Below are 16,106 nucleotides of genomic sequence, written 5' to 3'. Positions count from 1 at the left end.
TGAAATGAGTGTGCCAACCCTGTACGTCGTCGCCACCCCGATCGGCAACCTGGCCGATCTGAGCCCGCGCGCGCAGGAGGTGCTGCGCTCGGTGGCGGCCATCTGTGCCGAAGACACCCGCCGCAGTGGCCAGCTGCTGTCCCATTTCGGCATCCAGCAGCCATTGGTGGCCCTGCACGAACACAATGAAGAGGCCCTGGCCCAGCGCCTGGTGTCGCGCCTGCAGGCCGGTGAGTCGCTGGCGCTGGTCAGCGATGCCGGCACCCCGCTGGTCAGCGATCCGGGGTTCCGCCTGGTGCGTGCCGCGCGCGCGGCCGGCATCAAGGTCAGCCCGATCCCGGGGGCCTGTGCCGCCATCGCCGCGCTGAGCGTGGCCGGCCTGCCCAGCGACCGCTTCAGCTTCGAGGGTTTCCTGCCGGCCAAGGCCAGCGGCCGCCGCGACCGGCTGCAGGCGCTGGCCGGTGAAGTGCGCACGATGGTGTTCTACGAATCCTCGCACCGCATCGCCGAGTCGCTGGCCGACATGGCGGCGATCTTCGGCGGCGAGCGCCCGGCGGTGCTGGCCCGCGAGCTGACCAAGCTGTTCGAGACCGTGCTTGATGGCGACCTGGCGGGCCTGCTGGCCCAAGTCGAGGCCGACGACAACCAGCGCAAGGGCGAGTTCGTGGTGATGGTGCAGGGTGCCGGTGACGACGAGGAAGCGCAGCTGGCGCATGGCCGACGTGTCTACGCCAAGCTGAGCGAGCATCTGCCGCCGTCGACCGCCGCCAGGCTGGCTGCTGAGTTGACCGGCGCGCCGCGCAAGGCGCTGTACGGGAGTTGATGGATCGTGCGGACCAAGGTCCGCACCCACCGGATCGGAATCCGCACCCACCAAGGCAGCGGCATCGGTAGATCCACGCCACGCGTGGATGGATGAACCGGCTGCCGCGATCAGCACGGCAGGATGGGCGTGCGTAGGCTAGAATGTGCGCTGGCGGAGCCGGCCAGACAGTCGCGTCATCCCTTCGGGGGTGCCGAGGAAAGTCCGGGCTCCATAGGGCAAGGTGCCAGGTAACGCCTGGGCGGCGCAAGCCGACGGAAAGTGCAACAGAAAGATACCGCCTACGTCTTCTTCGGAAGGCCGGTAAGGGTGAAATGGTGCGGTAAGAGCGCACCGCGAGTCTGGCAACAGACCGGCACGGCAAACCCCACCTGGAGCAAGACCAAATAGGGATCCTTTGGCGCGGCCCGCGTTGGATCCGGGTAGGTTGCTTGAGCGTTGCGGTGACGTAACGCCTAGAGGAATGACTGTCCACGACAGAACCCGGCTTATCGGCCGGCTCCGCCTCTTTCTTCCATAGGCATGAACCGCGCATCGGTAGTGCCCGGCGGAAATGAACTGCGAGAAGCGCTCGCACCACACCACCACGGTGGTGTAGTCGTCCACATCCACGTTCGCGGGCACCTCGACCAGGAAGCGGTTGAAGGTCTTCACCTCGCCGATGCGCTGGGCCTGCGCCTTGATCTTCAGGAAGTCGGCCTTGTTGTCGACGAAATCGCGAACCAGATAGACCTTGTAATCCGGACCTGGTCCCATCTTGCCGTCGAAGGCGACCTGGTGGCGCTGACGCTGACCTTGCCTTCGGCCCAGTGCACTGCATCGCTGCCCTTCAGGTCGCGGCGAAAGGTGGTGCGGTAGGTGGCGTCCTTCATCGCGGCCTGTACCTGGGCGGCCGGCGGGTCATCGGGGGCGATCAGGATCGGCAGGAAGTACACGCCCAGGCCGAAGCCCAGGCCTAGGGTGAGCAGGTGGGTGGCGAGCAGGATGAGGATGCGGCGCATGGGTCCTCCATGTGGATGTGGATCGCGCGGCATGGTGCCGGGCATGACCACCTAGGGAGGTTGCGGGCGGCATTTATAGACACAGTGCGAGACGCAAAATCTGTCCAGACATCGCAGAGCTGCCGGCCAGCGGCCGGCACTACCCTGCTGGAAAGAGATGCCGGCCAGCGGCCGGCATTACTCGGTCAGAAAATGACGTGGCTCTGTCCGCTGGGGACTCCCTGCGGGCCGAAGCGGCGCTCGTGGATTTCGCCGTGGCCGTCGGCATCAATCAGCAGCACGGTGCTGGCGCGGGTGCCGTAGTCGTCGCCGCGGATGAAGGCCGGGCTCAGCCAGCGCTCGCGTTCCAGGCCGATGCCGGTGTCGGGCAGGTCGCTGTCGGCGGGGCGGTGTTCATCGGCCAGGGCATCCCAGAGCGGGGTCAGGTCTGGGGTCAGATCCCTATCGCGTTGCCAAAGGGATCTGACCCCGTCCGCTTCCAGCCATGCCGACAGCGCGGCCATCAGCCGCCGGGTCTTCGGCCAGGGTGCGTCCAGCGCGCCGTTGGACATGCCATGCACGCCCGGGCCAAGCGTCTGCCGTTCGGCGGGATGGTTGCCGAGGTACTCCAGGCTGTTGCTATCGGCCAGCAACAGATTGAACGGGGCGTAGGCGCCAGCCACGGTCGCCAGGCGATCAATATGCACGGCCGCCGGGTCGCGGCCGCGCAGGAAGTCGGCCACCAGTGTCCCGCGCGACGGACCGGTCTGGGCCGCCAGCGGGTCGCGGACGTTGGTGACCACCGCCATCCGGCCCGAGGCGCCGACTCCGGCCCAGCCACCGCCGGAGCGCAGGTCGCGTCCCCCGATGACGGAGGTCTCATCCTGCCAGGGGGCCAGCGCCGCGGTGGGCCGGGCGTGGAACTCATCACGGTTGCCGGCCATCACCAGCCGCCAGCGCGGGTGGTGCATCCAGCCAAGAGCGAGCAGGCACATGGGTTCATTGTGCATGGTTTGCGCAGTCCGGCGGCGTTTCCGGGCGCTTGCGGATGAATGCGCAGCAGGTGTTTCACGCCCTGTCCACAGCCCTGAACTTCCGTTCAATCTCAAAAATTGAGACGGATCAGCAACTTGTGGATAAGCCTTGAACAATTCTCTAAAGGTTGTTGCAAGCCATTGATGCGGCTGGCGATTTCCCCGCTGAAAAGTTGTTGACAACCCTTCGGCCGCTGCTAAGGTGGGCATCAGAGGGAAATCCGGGTGTTTTGTGGGTTTTCGTGGTTCAATGTTTCACCGGGCGAAGGATAGGTGCACGCGTCGTGTTCCAGGGCGAGACGGCCATCACAGTTGACGATAAAGGGCGCATGGCGGTTCCCACCGCTTACCGCGACCTCGTCGCGCGCGCCAGCAACAACCGTCTCGTGCTGACCTACAACCCGTTCGAAGCCGGCTGCCTGTGGCTGTATGCAGAGTCGGAATGGGAGCGGGTCCGCGACGACGTCATGTCCAAGCCCAACACCCAGCGCGTCGTGCGCCTGTTGCAGCAGAAGCTGGTCGGCTCGGCCGCCCATCTGGAACTGGACGGCAACGGTCGCATCAGCATCCCCGCCAGCCACCGCGGTGCGGTGGGCATTGAAAAGAAGGCGGTATTGCTCGGTATGGGCGACAAGTTCGAATTGTGGAGCGAGCAGGCGCATCGGGCCCTGATCCAGCAGACGTTGTCTGACGAGGATCTGGGTGATGGGTTGCTCGACCTGAAGTTGTGAGCCGGGGTGCCCGGATGCGCCCAGAAGCGCAGACCGGTCACCTTCCGGTGTCGCAGTCGCCGGCGGTGCACCTGCCGGTCCTGTACACCCAGGTCCTTGAAGGCCTGAGGGTGATCGAAAACGGACGTTATCTGGATGGCACGTTCGGTCGTGGCGGTCATGCACGTGGCGTGCTCACCCAGCTCGGTCCCGAGGGGCGCCTGCTGGTCATGGACAAGGATCCGGAAGCCATCGCCGTTGCCGAGCGCGATTTCGCGCCGGACCCGCGCGTGTCCATCTTCCGTGGCAGCTTCGCCCAGCTGCTGCAGTGGGATGCGACGGCCGAAGGCCTGGACGGCGTGCTGTTCGACCTCGGCGTGTCGTCGCCGCAGCTGGACGTGGCCGAACGTGGCTTCAGCTTCGGCAAGGACGGCCCGCTGGACATGCGCATGGATCCGGACAGCGGTGAAAGCGCCGCGCAGTGGATCAACCGCGTGGAAGAGCGCGAGATCGCCGATGTGCTGTGGACCTACGGCGAAGAGCGCCAGAGCCGCCGCATCGCCCGTGCCATCCTGGCCCGCCGTGAGAAGCAGCCCTTCTCCCGCACCGCCGAACTGGCCGAGCTGATCGCCTCGGTGATGCCGCGTGGGAAAGACAAGATCCACCCGGCCACGCGCAGCTTCCAGGCCATCCGCATCCACATCAACCGCGAGCTGGCCGATCTCGAAGCCGGGCTCGATGCGGCGGTGGAACGGCTCAAGCCCGGCGGTCGCTTGGCGGTGATCAGCTTTCATTCGCTGGAAGACCGCATCGTCAAGCAGTACATGAACCGCCTGGCCAAAGCGCCGCCGGCCAACCGCCGCCTGCCCGAGGCGGTCGCGTTCGTGCCGACGCTGGACCTGATCGGCGGTGCCATCAAGGCCACCGACGAAGAGCTGGCCGCCAACCCGCGTGCCCGCAGCGCCGTGCTGCGCGTGGCCCAGAAGCGGGAGGCCGACGCATGAGCCGGTTGCTGCTGATCATCCTGCTGGCTTCCACCGTGGCCTCGGCGATCGGCGTCGTGTTCGTGCGTCATCGTCACCGGCAAACGTTCATCGAACTGTCGCGCGCCGAGCGCAAGCGCGATGACATCAACCTGGAGTTCGGCCGCCTGCAGCTGGAACAGGCCACCCTGGCCGAAGCCAACCGTGTTGATCGCATCGCCCGCGAGAAGTTGGGCATGAAGTTCCCCGAGGCCGCTGACATCGTGGTGGTGCGGCCATGAGCAAGACCGGCCGCAACCGCCCGCGCAACGCCTTCAACCTGCGCCAGCGCCTGCGCTGGGTCGCGCTGGCGCTCGGCCTGTGCTCGGTGTCGCTGGTCGGTCGCGCGGCGTACGTGCAGATCATCAACAGCGACTTCTACCAGCGCCAGGGCGAGGCCCGCTACCTGCGCGAGCTGCCGATCAAGACCTCGCGCGGCATGATCACCGACCGCAACGGCGAGCCGCTGGCGGTGTCCACCCCGGTCGCCTCGATCTGGGTCAACCCGCAGGACCTGCTGCGTTCGCCCGAGCGCATCCCCGAGCTGGCCCAGGCGGTCGGCATGTCGGTGGATGAGCTGAGCAGCCGCCTGTCGCAGAAGTCGGACAAGGAATTCATGTACCTGCGCCGCCGGATCAATCCGGACGAGGCAGAGAAGGTGGTCGCGCTGAAGATTCCGGGCGTGGCCGCGCAGCGCGAGTTCCGCCGCTTCTACCCGCAGGGTGAGGCGATGGCGCACGTGCTGGGCTTCACCAACATCGACGACCGCGGCCAGGAAGGCCTGGAGCTGGCGTTCGACGAATGGCTGCGCGGCAAGGCCGGTGCCAAGCGGGTGATCCGCAACCGCAAGGGCGAGACCGTCGAAAGCGATCTGCTGCGCGCTGCCGAACCGGGCAAGGACCTGACGCTCAGCATCGACCGCCGCATCCAGTACCTGGCGTTCAAGGAACTGCGCAACGCGCTGGTGGCCAACAAGGCGGCCGGCGGTTCGATGGTGATCATGGACGTGAACACCGGCGAGATCCTGGCCATGGTCAACCTGCCCACCTACAACCCGAATTCGCTGACCGGCGCGCTGCCCGATGCGCGCCGCAACCGTGCGGTGACCGACCTGGTCGAGCCGGGTTCGACGATGAAGCCGTTGACGATTGCCACGGCGCTGCAGGCTGGTGCGGTGACCAAGGACACCATCATCGATACCAACCCGGGTTACATGCAGGTGGCCCGCTTCACCATCCGCGACGTGCCGCGCAACAACGGCGTGCTGAACGTGACCGGCGTGATCACCCGCAGTTCCAACATCGGCGCGGCCAAGGTCGCGGCAAAGATGCCGGACCAGGTGTTCTATGACGGCGTGCGCCGTTTCGGCTACGGCTCGGTGCCGCACAGCGGGTTCCCGGGTGAATCCGGTGGCGTGGTGCGGCGCCCGGCCAACTGGGACGGTGCCACCAAGACCACCATGTCCTACGGCTACGGCCTGAACGTGACGCCGCTGCAGATCGCCACCGCCTACTCGGCGCTGGCCAATGGCGGCAAGTTGATCGCGCCGACCTTCGTCAAGGGCCAGCGCAACGAAGCGCATCAGATCATCGACGAGAGCGTCGCCAGGCAGGTGGTGGCGATGATGGAAACGGTGGTCACCCAGGGCGGCGCCAAGCAGGCAGCAGTGCTGGGTTACCGCGTAGCCGGCAAGACCGGTACCGCGCGCAAGACCGGCCCGGGTGGTTACGAGCGTGGCCATTACAACGCGCTGTTTGCCGGTGTGGTGCCGGCCACCAACCCGCGCTTCGCCACCGTCATCGTCATCAACGATCCGCAGGCCGGCAAGTTCTACGGCGGCCTGGTGTCGGCGCCGGTCTATCACAACGTGATGGAAGGCACACTGCGCCTGATGGACGTGCCGCTGGATGACCTGCAGTCGTGGCTGGCCGCACAGCAGTCGGGCAAGGTCGGCCACTCGGCCTCGATCCTGCCCGCACCGCCGGCCGAGACCGCGCTGCCGGTGGATGCCGCCGCTGAATTCGATGCTGCGCTGCCGAGCGCGCACGCCCAGACGCCCCCCGTTACGGGAGGCACGCAATGAGTCCTTCGATGTTGCTTTCGCAGTTGCTTCCCGACGTGGCCCTGGCGGGCCATGATCCCGTTCTGACCGGCCTGGCGCTGGACAGCCGCGCCGTGCGTCCCGGCAATGCCTTCGTCGCCATCGCCGGTTTCGGCGCGCATGGCCTGAACTTTGTCGAGCAGGCCCGCGCGGCCGGTGCCAGCGCCATCCTGTTCGAGCCCCCGGCACCGGCCGAACTGCCGGCGCCAGCCGATGCGATCGCCGTGCCGGGCCTGCGCGCACGCATGGGTGCGATGGCCGACCAGTTCCATGGCGCGCCGTCGCGGGCGATGGCGATGGTGGGCGTGACCGGCACCAACGGCAAGACTTCCACCGTGCAGTTGCTGGCCCAGGCCTGGCACCTGCTCGGAACGCCCAGTGGCAGTATCGGCACGTTGGGCGCCGGACTTTATGGTGCGGTCGAGCCGACCGGTTTCACCACGCCGCTGGTGCTGCAGATGCATGCGCTGCTGGCACAGCTGCGCGACGCCGGTGCGCGCGCGGTGGCGATGGAGGTCAGCTCGCACGCGCTGGACCAGGGTCGCGTCGATGCCGTGCACTACGACGTGGCGGTATTCACCAACCTCACCCGCGATCACCTGGATTACCACGGCGACATGGCCAGCTACGGCGCGGCCAAGGCGCGGCTGTTCCATCGCCCGGGCCTGAAGGCAGCGGTGATCAATCTGGACGACGCCTTCGGTCGCCAGCTGTTCGCCGGCCTGCCGGTGGGCGTGCAGCCGATCGGCCTGAGTTCGCGTGGTGCCAGCGATGCCAGCGTGCGCGCCGAAGCGTTGCAGCTGGATGGTCGTGGCATTGCGTTTGAACTGGTCATCGACGGCCAGCGCGCGGCCGTGCATTCGCCGCTGCTGGGCCGCTTCAATGTGGACAACCTGCTGGCGGTGGCCGGTACCCTGCATGCGCAGGGCCAGCCGCTGCCGCGCATCGCCGAGGTGCTGTCGGCGCTGCAGCCGATCCGCGGCCGCATGAACCGCCTCGGCGGCGAGAATGGCCTGCCGACCGTGGTGGTCGACTATGCACATACCCCGGACGCGCTGGAACAAGCGCTGGGCAGCCTGCATGGTCACCTGCAGGGTACGCTGTTCTGCGTGTTCGGCTGCGGCGGCGAGCGTGACACCGGCAAGCGTCCGCAGATGGCCGCGATCGCCGAGCGCCTGGCCAACCAGGTCATCGTCACCGACGACAATCCGCGTGGCGAAGACGGTGACGTGATCGTCGCCGACATCCTGGCCGGCTTCCAGAATGCCGATGCCGTGACCGTGCAGCGCAGTCGCGCGCGTGCGATCGGCCTGGCGGTGAAGCGTGCCGGTGCCGGCGACATCATCCTGATTGCTGGCAAGGGCCACGAGCCGTACCAGGAAGTGAACGGTGTGCGCCATGACTTCGACGACACCGAGGTGGCTGCCGCTGCACTGGCGGCCAAGGCCGGTGTACTAGAGGCGCAGGCCGGGGAGGGTGCCGCGTGAAGCGCACTCTGCTTTCGCTGATCGCCCACTGGGCCGGCGGTGAGATCCACGGCGACGACGTGGCCATCGACGCGGTCAGCAATGACACCCGCAGCCTCGGTCCGGGCAGCCTGTATGTGGCGCTGCGCGGCGAGCGCTTCGACGGCCATGACTTTGCCGCCGATGCACAGGTGCGCGGTGCCAGCGCGCTGCTGGTCGAGCGCCTGCTGCCGGTCGAGCTGCCGCAGGTGCTGGTGGCCGACAGCGAGCTTGCACTGGCGAAGATCGCCACCGGCATGCAGCGTGACCGGGGCACCGAGGTGTTCGCGATCACCGGCAGCAACGGCAAGACCAGCGTGAAGAGCCTGCTGCTGTCGATCCTTCAGCAGGTGGCCCAGCACGCCCACAAGGTGGTCTACGCCAACCCGGGCAACCGCAACAACGAGATCGGCCTGCCGCTGGCGGTGATCGATGCGCCGGAAGATGCCGACTACGCCGTTTACGAGATGGGCGCCGGCAAGCCGGGTGATATCGCCTACCTGACCGATATCGCCCGCCCGCGCTATGCCCTGGTCAACAACATCGCCCCGGCACACCTGGAACGCATGGGCAGCTTGCTTGGCGTGGCCGTGACCAAGGGCGCAATCTATGCCGCACTGCCGGCCGATGGCGTGGCGGTGATCAACGCCGACGATGCCTACGGCCGCTGGTTCGAACAGCATTTCGTCGGTACCCCGGCACGCTGCCGCGTGCTGCGCTACGGCCTGGAACATACTGCTGATGTGACCGCGCGCGACATCCGCGCAGGTGCGCAGGGCAGCCAGTTCACCCTGGTCTCGCCGGCCGGCGAGGCTCGCCTGGTGCTCGGCCTGCCGGGTCGTCACAACGTCAGCAATGCGCTGGCTGCCGCCAGCCTGGCGCTGTCCGCCGGTGTCGATCTGTCGCTGATCGCGGCTGGCCTGGCCGAGGCGCAGCCGGTACCGGGCCGCCAGATTGCCCATCTGCTGCGCAATGGCGCGGTGCTGGTGGACGACAGCTACAACGCCAATCCCGGTTCGCTGGCCGCGGCCATCGACGCCCTGGCCGCCGCGCCGGAAGAGGGCTGGCTGGTGCTGGGCGACATGCGTGAGCTGGGTCCGGACGCCGGAGCGCTGCACGCGCAGGCCGGGCTGCGCGCGCGATCGGCCGGCCTCAAGCGCCTGTATGCGCTGGGCCCGCTCAGCGCCGCTGCCGCTACCGCTTTCGGCGAAGGCGGCCGTCATTTCGCCACCCATGACGCGCTGTCGAAGGCGCTGAAGGACGAGCTGCACGCCGGCGTGCGCTGCCTGGTCAAGGGTTCCCGTGGCAGCGCCATGGACACGATTGTCAAAGCGCTGCTGGCGCAAGGAGAGGAATCCCCGCATGTTGTATGAACTGGCTCGATGGTTGCAGCAGTTGGAGAGCCTGTTCGGGCTGTTCAACTACCAGACGTTCCGCGCCATCCTTGCCGCGCTGACGGCCCTGTTCCTGTCGCTGTGGCTCGGCCCGGCGATGATCCGCAAGCTTGCCCAGTTCAAGGGCGGCCAGCCGATCCGCAAGGACGGTCCGCAGACCCATTTCTCCAAGGCCGGTACGCCGACCATGGGTGGCTCGCTGATCCTGCTGACCGTCACCCTGTCGGTGCTGATGTGGGCCGACCTGCGCAACCGCTACGTGTGGCTGGTGCTGGCAGTGATGCTGTGCTTCGGTGCCATCGGCTGGTATGACGACTGGATCAAGATCGTCCGCCGGGACCCGAACGGGCTGAAGTCGCGCTGGAAGTACCTGCTGCAGTCGATCTTCGGCCTGGCCGCCGGCCTGTTCCTGTTCCATACAGCCGACGTGCCGGCAGCGCTGACCTTCTACATCCCGATGTTCAAGTCGGTGGCGCTGCCGCTGGCCGGCATCGGCTTCGTGGCGATCGCCTACTTCTGGATCGTCGGCTTCTCCAATGCGGTGAACCTGACCGACGGCCTGGATGGGCTGGCGATCATGCCGACTGTGCTGGTGGCCTGCGCGCTGGGCGTGTTCGCCTACGCCTCGGGCAACGTAGTGTTCGCCAACTACCTGCAGATCCCGCAGATCCCGGGGGCCGGCGAACTGGTCATCATCTGCGCGGCCATCGCCGGCGCGGGCCTGGGCTTCCTGTGGTTCAACACCTATCCGGCCATGGTGTTCATGGGCGACATCGGCGCGCTGGCGCTGGGGGCGGTGCTGGGCACCATCGCGGTGATCACCCGCCAGGAGCTGGTGCTGGTGATCATGGGTGGCGTGTTCGTCATCGAGACGCTGTCGGTGATGATCCAGGTGGCCTCGTTCAAGCTGACCGGCAAGCGCGTGTTCCGCATGGCGCCGATCCACCACCATTTCGAACTGAAGGGCTGGCCGGAGCCGCGCGTGATCGTGCGCTTCTGGATCATCTCCGTCGTGCTTGTGCTGATCGGCCTGGCCACGTTGAAGGTGCGCTGAGATGAACGACCTGTCCCGCCAGGCAACACGCCTTGAAGCCATCGAAGGCAGCTACGACAAGTGGCTGCTGGGCGCGATCATCGCGCTCACCGGCATTGGCGTGGTGATGGTGGCGTCCAGCTCGATCGCGCTGATGAGCAGCCCGTTCTACTACCTCAACCGCCACCTGATCTTCCTGGCGGTGGGTATCGTGCTGGCGGTGGTTGCCGCCCGTACCGAGCTGAAGTCCATCGAGCAGTACAACCAGATGCTGCTGCTGGGCTGCTTCGTGCTGCTGCTGGCGGTGTTCGCACCCGGCCTGGGCAGCACGGTCAACGGTGCGCGCCGCTGGATCAACCTGGGCATCTCCAAGTTCCAGACGGTCGAGGCGGTGAAAGTGCTCTACATCGTCTGGCTGTCCAGCTACCTGGTGCGCTTCCGCGACGAGGTCAACGCGACCTGGCCGGCGATGCTCAAGCCGCTGGGCGTGGCCGGTGCGCTGGTGGTGCTGTTGCTGCTGCAGCCGGACTTCGGCTCGTCCACCCTGCTGCTGGCGATCACCGCCGGCATGCTGGTACTGGGCGGGGTGAACATGCCGCGCATGTCGATGCCGGTGATCATCGGCCTGGTCGGCATGAGCGCCCTGGCGATCATCGAGCCGTACCGCATGCGCCGCATCACCTCCTTCCTGGACCCCTGGGCCGACCAGCAGGGCGACGGCTACCAGCTGTCCAACGCGCTGATGGCGGTGGGCCGTGGCGAGTGGACCGGCGTCGGCCTGGGCAACTCGGTGCAGAAGCTGTACTACCTGCCCGAAGCGCATACCGACTTCATCTTCTCGGTCACCGCCGAGGAATTCGGCTTCCTGGGCACCTGCGTGATCGTGGCCCTGTACGCGCTGCTGGTCGGCCGGACCTTCTGGCTGGGCATGCGCTGCGTGGAAATGAAGCGCCACTTCTCTGGCTACATCGCCTTCGGCATCAGCCTGTGGATCAGCATGCAGACCTTCGTCTCGATCGGCGTGAACCTGGGCATCCTGCCGACCAAGGGACTGACTCTGCCGCTGATTTCCTCTGGCGGTTCGTCGGTGCTGATGACCTGCGTTGCGATGGGCCTGTTGCTGCGCGTGTCCTATGAACTCAAGCGTGCCGAGCGCCGCCAGGCCGTGCGCATCGGTGGCGCCGAAGACGCAGCTGCTGAGCCGGTGGGCGAGCCAGCCGTGCAGGTGGCCGCCAGCGCGCCGATCAGCGCCGGGGCGACGGCCGCAGCTCCAGCTCCAGCAAACGCCGCGCGCGGCACCAGCCGCCTTCAGTCGCGTATCGAACCGACGTTCGGGAGGCTGTCATGAGCGCGGCCACCGATAGCGTGCGCCCGGTGATGATCCTGGCCGGTGGCACCGGCGGTCACATCTTTCCCGGCCTGGCTGTGGCCCGCGTGCTGCGCGAGCGCGGCGTGCCGGTGACCTGGATGGGCGCCGACGGCGCGATGGAAACGCGACTGGTGCCGCAGCACGGCATTCCAATCGACACGCTGGCCATCACCGGCCTGCGCGGCAAGGGCAAGCTGGCCCTGCTGGGCGCGCCGTGGCGGCTGATGCGCGCGCTGCGCGCTGCCGGCATGATCATCCGCAAGCGCCAGCCGCGTGCGGTGGTCGCCTTCGGTGGCTTTGCCTCTGGCCCCGGTGGCATGGCCACCCGCCTGCACGGCCTCCCGCTGCTGGTGCACGAACAGAATCGCGCGCCCGGCATGACCAACCGCATCCTGTCGCGCTATGCGCGCCGCCTCCTCACCGGCTTCCCGGGTACCTTCGCCGAGCGTGAGGAGTTCGTCGGCAATCCGGTGCGCGCAGAGATCGCCGCCACCGCACCGCCGGAACAGCGCTTCGCCGACCGCCACGGACCGCTGCGCGTGCTGGTGGTTGGCGGCAGTCAGGGCGCGCGTGCACTGAACACCGGCGTGCCGCAGGCGATCGCCGCACTCGGCCCCGGCATTCCGGTACAGGTGCGCCACCAGAGTGGCGAGAAAATGCACGCCGAAGCGGTGGAGGCGTATGCAAAGGCCGGCGTGCTGGCCGACATCACGCCGTTCATCGCCGACATGGCCGAGGCCTTCGCCTGGGCGGACCTGGTGGTGTGCCGCGCGGGCGCTTCGACGCTGGCCGAGCTGTGCGCGGTCGGTGTCGGCAGTGTGCTGGTGCCATTCCCCGCTGCCGTCGACGATCACCAGACCCGCAATGCGGAGTATCTGGTCGAGCGCGGTGCTGCGGTTTTGCTGAAGCAGGACGGAACGCTGGCCGACGGCATTGCCGCACTGCTGCGCGATCTGTCCGAAAATCCCGCCCGCCGCATGCAGATGGCGCAAGCCGCGCGTGCCCTGGCCAAGGTCGATGCCGCCGAGCGCATCGCCGATATCATTCTTGAGGAAGCTGTATGAAGAAGGCATGCCACCGCGCCTGCCCTGCGCGAGGCCGCGCATGATCCGTCGCCTGCACGACACCAACGACCTGGTGCGCGCGTTCCCGCGCGTGCATTTCGTCGGCATCGGCGGCACCGGCATGAGCGGTATCGCCGAAGTGATGCTGACGCTGGGCTATGAAGTGTCCGGCTCGGACAACGCCGACAACGTGGCGACCCGCCGCCTGGCCAGCCTGGGTGCGCGCATCATGCGCGGCCACTCGGCGGCCAACGTGCTGGGCACCGATTGCGTGGTGGTCTCCAGCGCCATCCGCGAAGACAACCCGGAACTGATGGAAGCGCGCAGCCAGCGCATTCCGATCATGCCGCGTGCGGCGATGCTGGCCGAGCTGATGCGCTTCCGCCGCGGCATCGCCGTGGCCGGTACCCATGGCAAGACCACCACCACCAGCCTGACTGCTGCGGTGCTGAGCGAAGGTGGCCTGGACCCTACGTTCGTGATCGGTGGCCAGCTGCTGGCGGCCGGTGCCAACGCCAAGCTGGGCGGAGGCCAGTGGCTGGTGGCCGAGGCCGACGAAAGCGATGGCAGCTTTCTGCGCCTGAACCCGCTGATGTCGATCATCACCAACATTGATGCCGACCATCTGGAAAACTACGGCAACGACTTTGCCCGCGTGCAGGCGGCGTTCGCCGAGTTCCTGCAGCGCCTGCCGTTCTACGGCCTGGCCGTGCTGTGCATCGATGACCCGGAAGTGGCCGCGCTGGCCGCCAAAACCCCGCGTCACGTGATGAGCTACGGCATGAGCCCGCAGGCCGACGTGCGCGCCGAGAACGTGGTGCAGGAAGGGCCGCGCATGCGCTTCACCCTGCGCCTGCCGCAGGGCACCAGCCAGGAAGTGGTGCTGGCGCTGCCGGGCAGGCACAACGTGCTCAACGCGCTGGCCGCCGCCGCAGTGGGCTGGCAGCTGGGCGTGGCGCCGGATGCCATCGCGCGTGCGTTGGAAAGCTTCGCCGGTGTCGGCCGTCGCTTCAACGATCTGGGCGAAGTGACCACCGCCAGTGGTGCCAAGGTCCGTATCATCGATGACTACGGCCATCACCCGAGCGAGCTGGAGGCCGTGTTCGCCGCGGCCCGCGGTGGCTGGGCTGACAAGCGCTTGGTGGTGGCCTTCCAGCCGCACCGCTACAGCCGCACCCGTGACCAGTTCGACAAGTTCGCTGCGGTGCTGTCCAGCGTCGACGCACTGGTACTGAGCGAGGTCTACCCGGCCGGTGAGGAACCGATTGCCGGTGCCGACTCGCATGCGCTGGCCCGCGCCATCCGCGCCCGCGGTCGCAGCGAGCCGGTGGTGGTGGGCAAGGCTGCCGAACTGGCCAGCGTGCTGCCGGACGTGCTGCAGGACGGTGACCTGCTGCTGATGATGGGGGCGGGCGATATTGGCGCCGTGGCCACCCACATCGCGGTGGAAGGCTTCAAGGGGGAGGGCGAGGCGTGAGCACGCTGACCTTCCCGCCGCTGCGCGTGACCGACCCAGCCGAGTTCGGCCGCGTCGCCGTGCTGCTCGGTGGCAGTTCCAGCGAACGCGAGGTGTCGCTGGACTCGGGCCGCAACGTGCTCGAAGCCCTGCAGTCACGCGGCGTCAATGCGTTCGCCGTCGATGGCATCCCGGCGTTGGCCAAGGCGCTGGCCGCCGGTGGCATCGATCGCGTGTTCAACATCCTCCATGGCCACAACGGTGGCGGTGAGGACGGCATCGTGCAGGGCCTGATGGACGCCTTCGGCGTGCCGTACACCGGCTCGGACGTGCTGGGTTCGGCGCTGAGCATGGACAAGATCCGCACCAAGCAGGTGTGGCTGTCGCTGGGCCTGCCGACGCCGCAGTACCGCAAGGTCGACGCGTCCACGGTGCATGCACTGGCAGCAGAGCTGGGCCTGCCGGTTGTGGTCAAGCCGGCCAACGAAGGCTCCAGCGTGGGCATCAGCCGGGTCACCGACGAGGCTGGCCTGGACGAGGCCGTGACCCTGGCCGCGCGCTACGACGGCCAGCTGCTGATGGAGCAGATGGTGGTGGGCGATGAGCTGACCGTGGCCATCCTCGGCGACGTTGCCCTGCCGTCGATCCGCATCGTGCCCAAGGGCCAGTGGTACGACTACAACGCCAAGTACATCGCCGAGGACACCCAGTACCTCTGCCCGGGCCTGGAGGGTGACGACGAAGTGGAAATCCGGCGCATCGCGCTGGCCGCGTTCCGCGCGGCTGGCTGCCGTGGCTGGGGCCGCGTGGACGTGATGCGCGACCGGAGCAGCGGCCGTTTCTTCCTGCTGGAGGTGAACACCGCGCCGGGCATGACCAGCCATTCGCTGGTACCCAAGGCGGCCCGCCAGGCCGGCATCGGTTTCGAGGAACTGGTGTGGCGCGTGCTGGAACAGACCCTGGAGGCTTCGCACGCATGAACGCGGTGCTGCGCATCTTCGTCTGGCTGTTGGCGCTGTCGGTGGTTGCACTGCCGGTGGTGGCCGTGGTCAATGGCTGGGTCGGCGCCGAGCGCTGGCCGCTGGCGAAGCTGCGCGTGCATGGCGAGTTCAAGCGGGTACCGGCCGAGCAGCTGCAGCAGGTGCTGCTGCCGTATGCGCGCGCCGGCTTCTTCGCGGTCAAGCTGCAGGACGCGCAGGACGCACTGGAAAAACTGCCGTGGGTGGAAAGCGCGCGGGTGCGCAAGCAGTGGCCGGACGTGCTGGAAGTGACCCTGGTCGAGCACAAGCCGTTCGCGCGCTGGGGCAACGACCGCCTGGTTTCCGAGCAGGGCAAGTTGTTCCCCACGCCGAAGAAGCTGGCCGACCTGGCGTTGCCCGAACTGGACGGCCCGGACAGCCAGACCGAAGAAGTGATGAAGCTGTACAGCGACTCGCGTGCATTGTTCGCACCGGCCGGCGTCGATGTGCGCCGGGTAACGATGGATGCACGCGGCAGCTGGTCGCTGGTGCTGAGCAACGGCACCGAAGTGGTGGTCGGCCGTGACGATGCGCGCTCGCGCCTGCAGCGCTTCGTCAAGGTACTGCCACAGCTCAACCGCCAGGACGCGCCGATC

General features: G+C 67.5%; 14 protein-coding genes, 1 other RNA gene and 1 pseudogene. 14 read left to right on the top strand and 2 right to left on the bottom strand.

What is annotated here, in order from left to right:
- Positions 1 to 4: 4 nt before the first annotated feature.
- A complete protein-coding gene (gene rsmI, locus N5C25_RS13370) occupies positions 5 to 823 on the top strand; it encodes a 16S rRNA (cytidine(1402)-2'-O)-methyltransferase (RefSeq protein WP_058980429.1) in 819 nt (272 codons plus the stop codon).
- Positions 824 to 978: 155 nt separating this feature from the next.
- Positions 979 to 1,330, top strand: an RNA gene (gene rnpB / locus N5C25_RS13365) — RNase P RNA component class A.
- Between the two features lie 27 nt (positions 1,331 to 1,357).
- Here the strand turns inward: rnpB and N5C25_RS13355 are convergent.
- Together N5C25_RS13355 and N5C25_RS13350 are read right to left on the bottom strand one after the other, a co-directional pair.
- Positions 1,358 to 1,824, bottom strand: a pseudogene (locus N5C25_RS13355) (DM13 domain-containing protein); the annotation flags it as partial.
- 185 nt (positions 1,825 to 2,009) lie between these two features.
- Positions 2,010 to 2,798 carry an NRDE family protein gene (locus N5C25_RS13350; protein WP_279937099.1) on the bottom strand — a complete coding sequence of 263 codons (789 nt, stop codon included), beginning with the start codon at positions 2,796 to 2,798 and terminating at the stop codon, positions 2,010 to 2,012.
- A 323-nt stretch (positions 2,799 to 3,121) separates the two neighbouring features.
- Here N5C25_RS13350 and mraZ point away from each other — a divergent pair, with 323 nt between their 5' ends.
- From mraZ to N5C25_RS13290, 12 genes are all read left to right on the top strand, one after another.
- The gene (gene mraZ / locus N5C25_RS13345; protein ID WP_004143635.1) at positions 3,122 to 3,568 is read left to right on the top strand and encodes a division/cell wall cluster transcriptional repressor MraZ; all 447 of its coding nucleotides are present in this window, start codon (positions 3,122 to 3,124) and stop codon (positions 3,566 to 3,568) included.
- Between the two features lie 14 nt (positions 3,569 to 3,582).
- A complete protein-coding gene (rsmH, locus tag N5C25_RS13340) occupies positions 3,583 to 4,551 on the top strand; it encodes a 16S rRNA (cytosine(1402)-N(4))-methyltransferase RsmH (protein WP_279937095.1) in 969 nt (322 codons plus the stop codon).
- On the top strand, positions 4,548 to 4,811 hold the full coding sequence (ftsL, locus tag N5C25_RS13335) for a cell division protein FtsL (RefSeq protein WP_005412242.1): 264 nt from the start codon (positions 4,548 to 4,550) through the stop codon (positions 4,809 to 4,811). Before rsmH ends, ftsL begins: the two co-directional genes overlap by 4 nt.
- A complete protein-coding gene (locus N5C25_RS13330; protein ID WP_019661067.1) occupies positions 4,808 to 6,652 on the top strand; it encodes a penicillin-binding protein 2 in 1,845 nt (614 codons plus the stop codon). Before ftsL ends, N5C25_RS13330 begins: the two co-directional genes overlap by 4 nt.
- On the top strand, positions 6,649 to 8,157 hold the full coding sequence (locus N5C25_RS13325; RefSeq protein WP_279937094.1) for a UDP-N-acetylmuramoyl-L-alanyl-D-glutamate--2,6-diaminopimelate ligase: 1,509 nt from the start codon (positions 6,649 to 6,651) through the stop codon (positions 8,155 to 8,157). Before N5C25_RS13330 ends, N5C25_RS13325 begins: the two co-directional genes overlap by 4 nt.
- Entirely contained in the window at positions 8,154 to 9,548 is a 1,395-nt protein-coding gene (gene murF / locus N5C25_RS13320; protein ID WP_279937093.1) for a UDP-N-acetylmuramoyl-tripeptide--D-alanyl-D-alanine ligase, read from the top strand. Before N5C25_RS13325 ends, murF begins: the two co-directional genes overlap by 4 nt.
- The gene (gene mraY, locus N5C25_RS13315; protein ID WP_019661070.1) at positions 9,538 to 10,623 is read left to right on the top strand and encodes a phospho-N-acetylmuramoyl-pentapeptide-transferase; all 1,086 of its coding nucleotides are present in this window, start codon (positions 9,538 to 9,540) and stop codon (positions 10,621 to 10,623) included. The genes murF and mraY overlap by 11 nt, the downstream gene beginning before the upstream one ends.
- Before the next feature lies 1 nt (position 10,624).
- Positions 10,625 to 11,950, top strand: coding sequence for a putative lipid II flippase FtsW (gene ftsW, locus N5C25_RS13310; RefSeq protein WP_279937092.1), 1,326 nt, complete (start codon positions 10,625 to 10,627; stop codon positions 11,948 to 11,950).
- Positions 11,947 to 13,035: an undecaprenyldiphospho-muramoylpentapeptide beta-N-acetylglucosaminyltransferase gene (gene murG / locus N5C25_RS13305; protein ID WP_111098015.1), complete on the top strand. Its 1,089-nt coding sequence runs from the start codon at positions 11,947 to 11,949 to the stop codon at positions 13,033 to 13,035. The genes ftsW and murG overlap by 4 nt, the downstream gene beginning before the upstream one ends.
- A gap of 40 nt (positions 13,036 to 13,075) precedes the next feature.
- Positions 13,076 to 14,512 carry a UDP-N-acetylmuramate--L-alanine ligase gene (gene murC / locus N5C25_RS13300; protein WP_019661073.1) on the top strand — a complete coding sequence of 479 codons (1,437 nt, stop codon included), beginning with the start codon at positions 13,076 to 13,078 and terminating at the stop codon, positions 14,510 to 14,512.
- Positions 14,509 to 15,471: a D-alanine--D-alanine ligase gene (locus N5C25_RS13295; RefSeq protein ID WP_279937091.1), complete on the top strand. Its 963-nt coding sequence runs from the start codon at positions 14,509 to 14,511 to the stop codon at positions 15,469 to 15,471. Before murC ends, N5C25_RS13295 begins: the two co-directional genes overlap by 4 nt.
- Positions 15,468 to 16,106 (top strand): cell division protein FtsQ/DivIB (locus N5C25_RS13290; RefSeq protein ID WP_279937090.1); only part of this gene is annotated, 639 nt, incomplete at its 3' end. The genes N5C25_RS13295 and N5C25_RS13290, both read left to right, overlap by 4 nt.

This window comes from Stenotrophomonas sp. GD03958 (assembly GCF_029839005.1).
Lineage (GTDB): Bacteria > Pseudomonadota > Gammaproteobacteria > Xanthomonadales > Xanthomonadaceae > Stenotrophomonas > Stenotrophomonas hibiscicola.
Note: the sequence above shows the minus strand (reverse complement) of the source record. Positions and strands in the feature narration are given on the sequence as shown.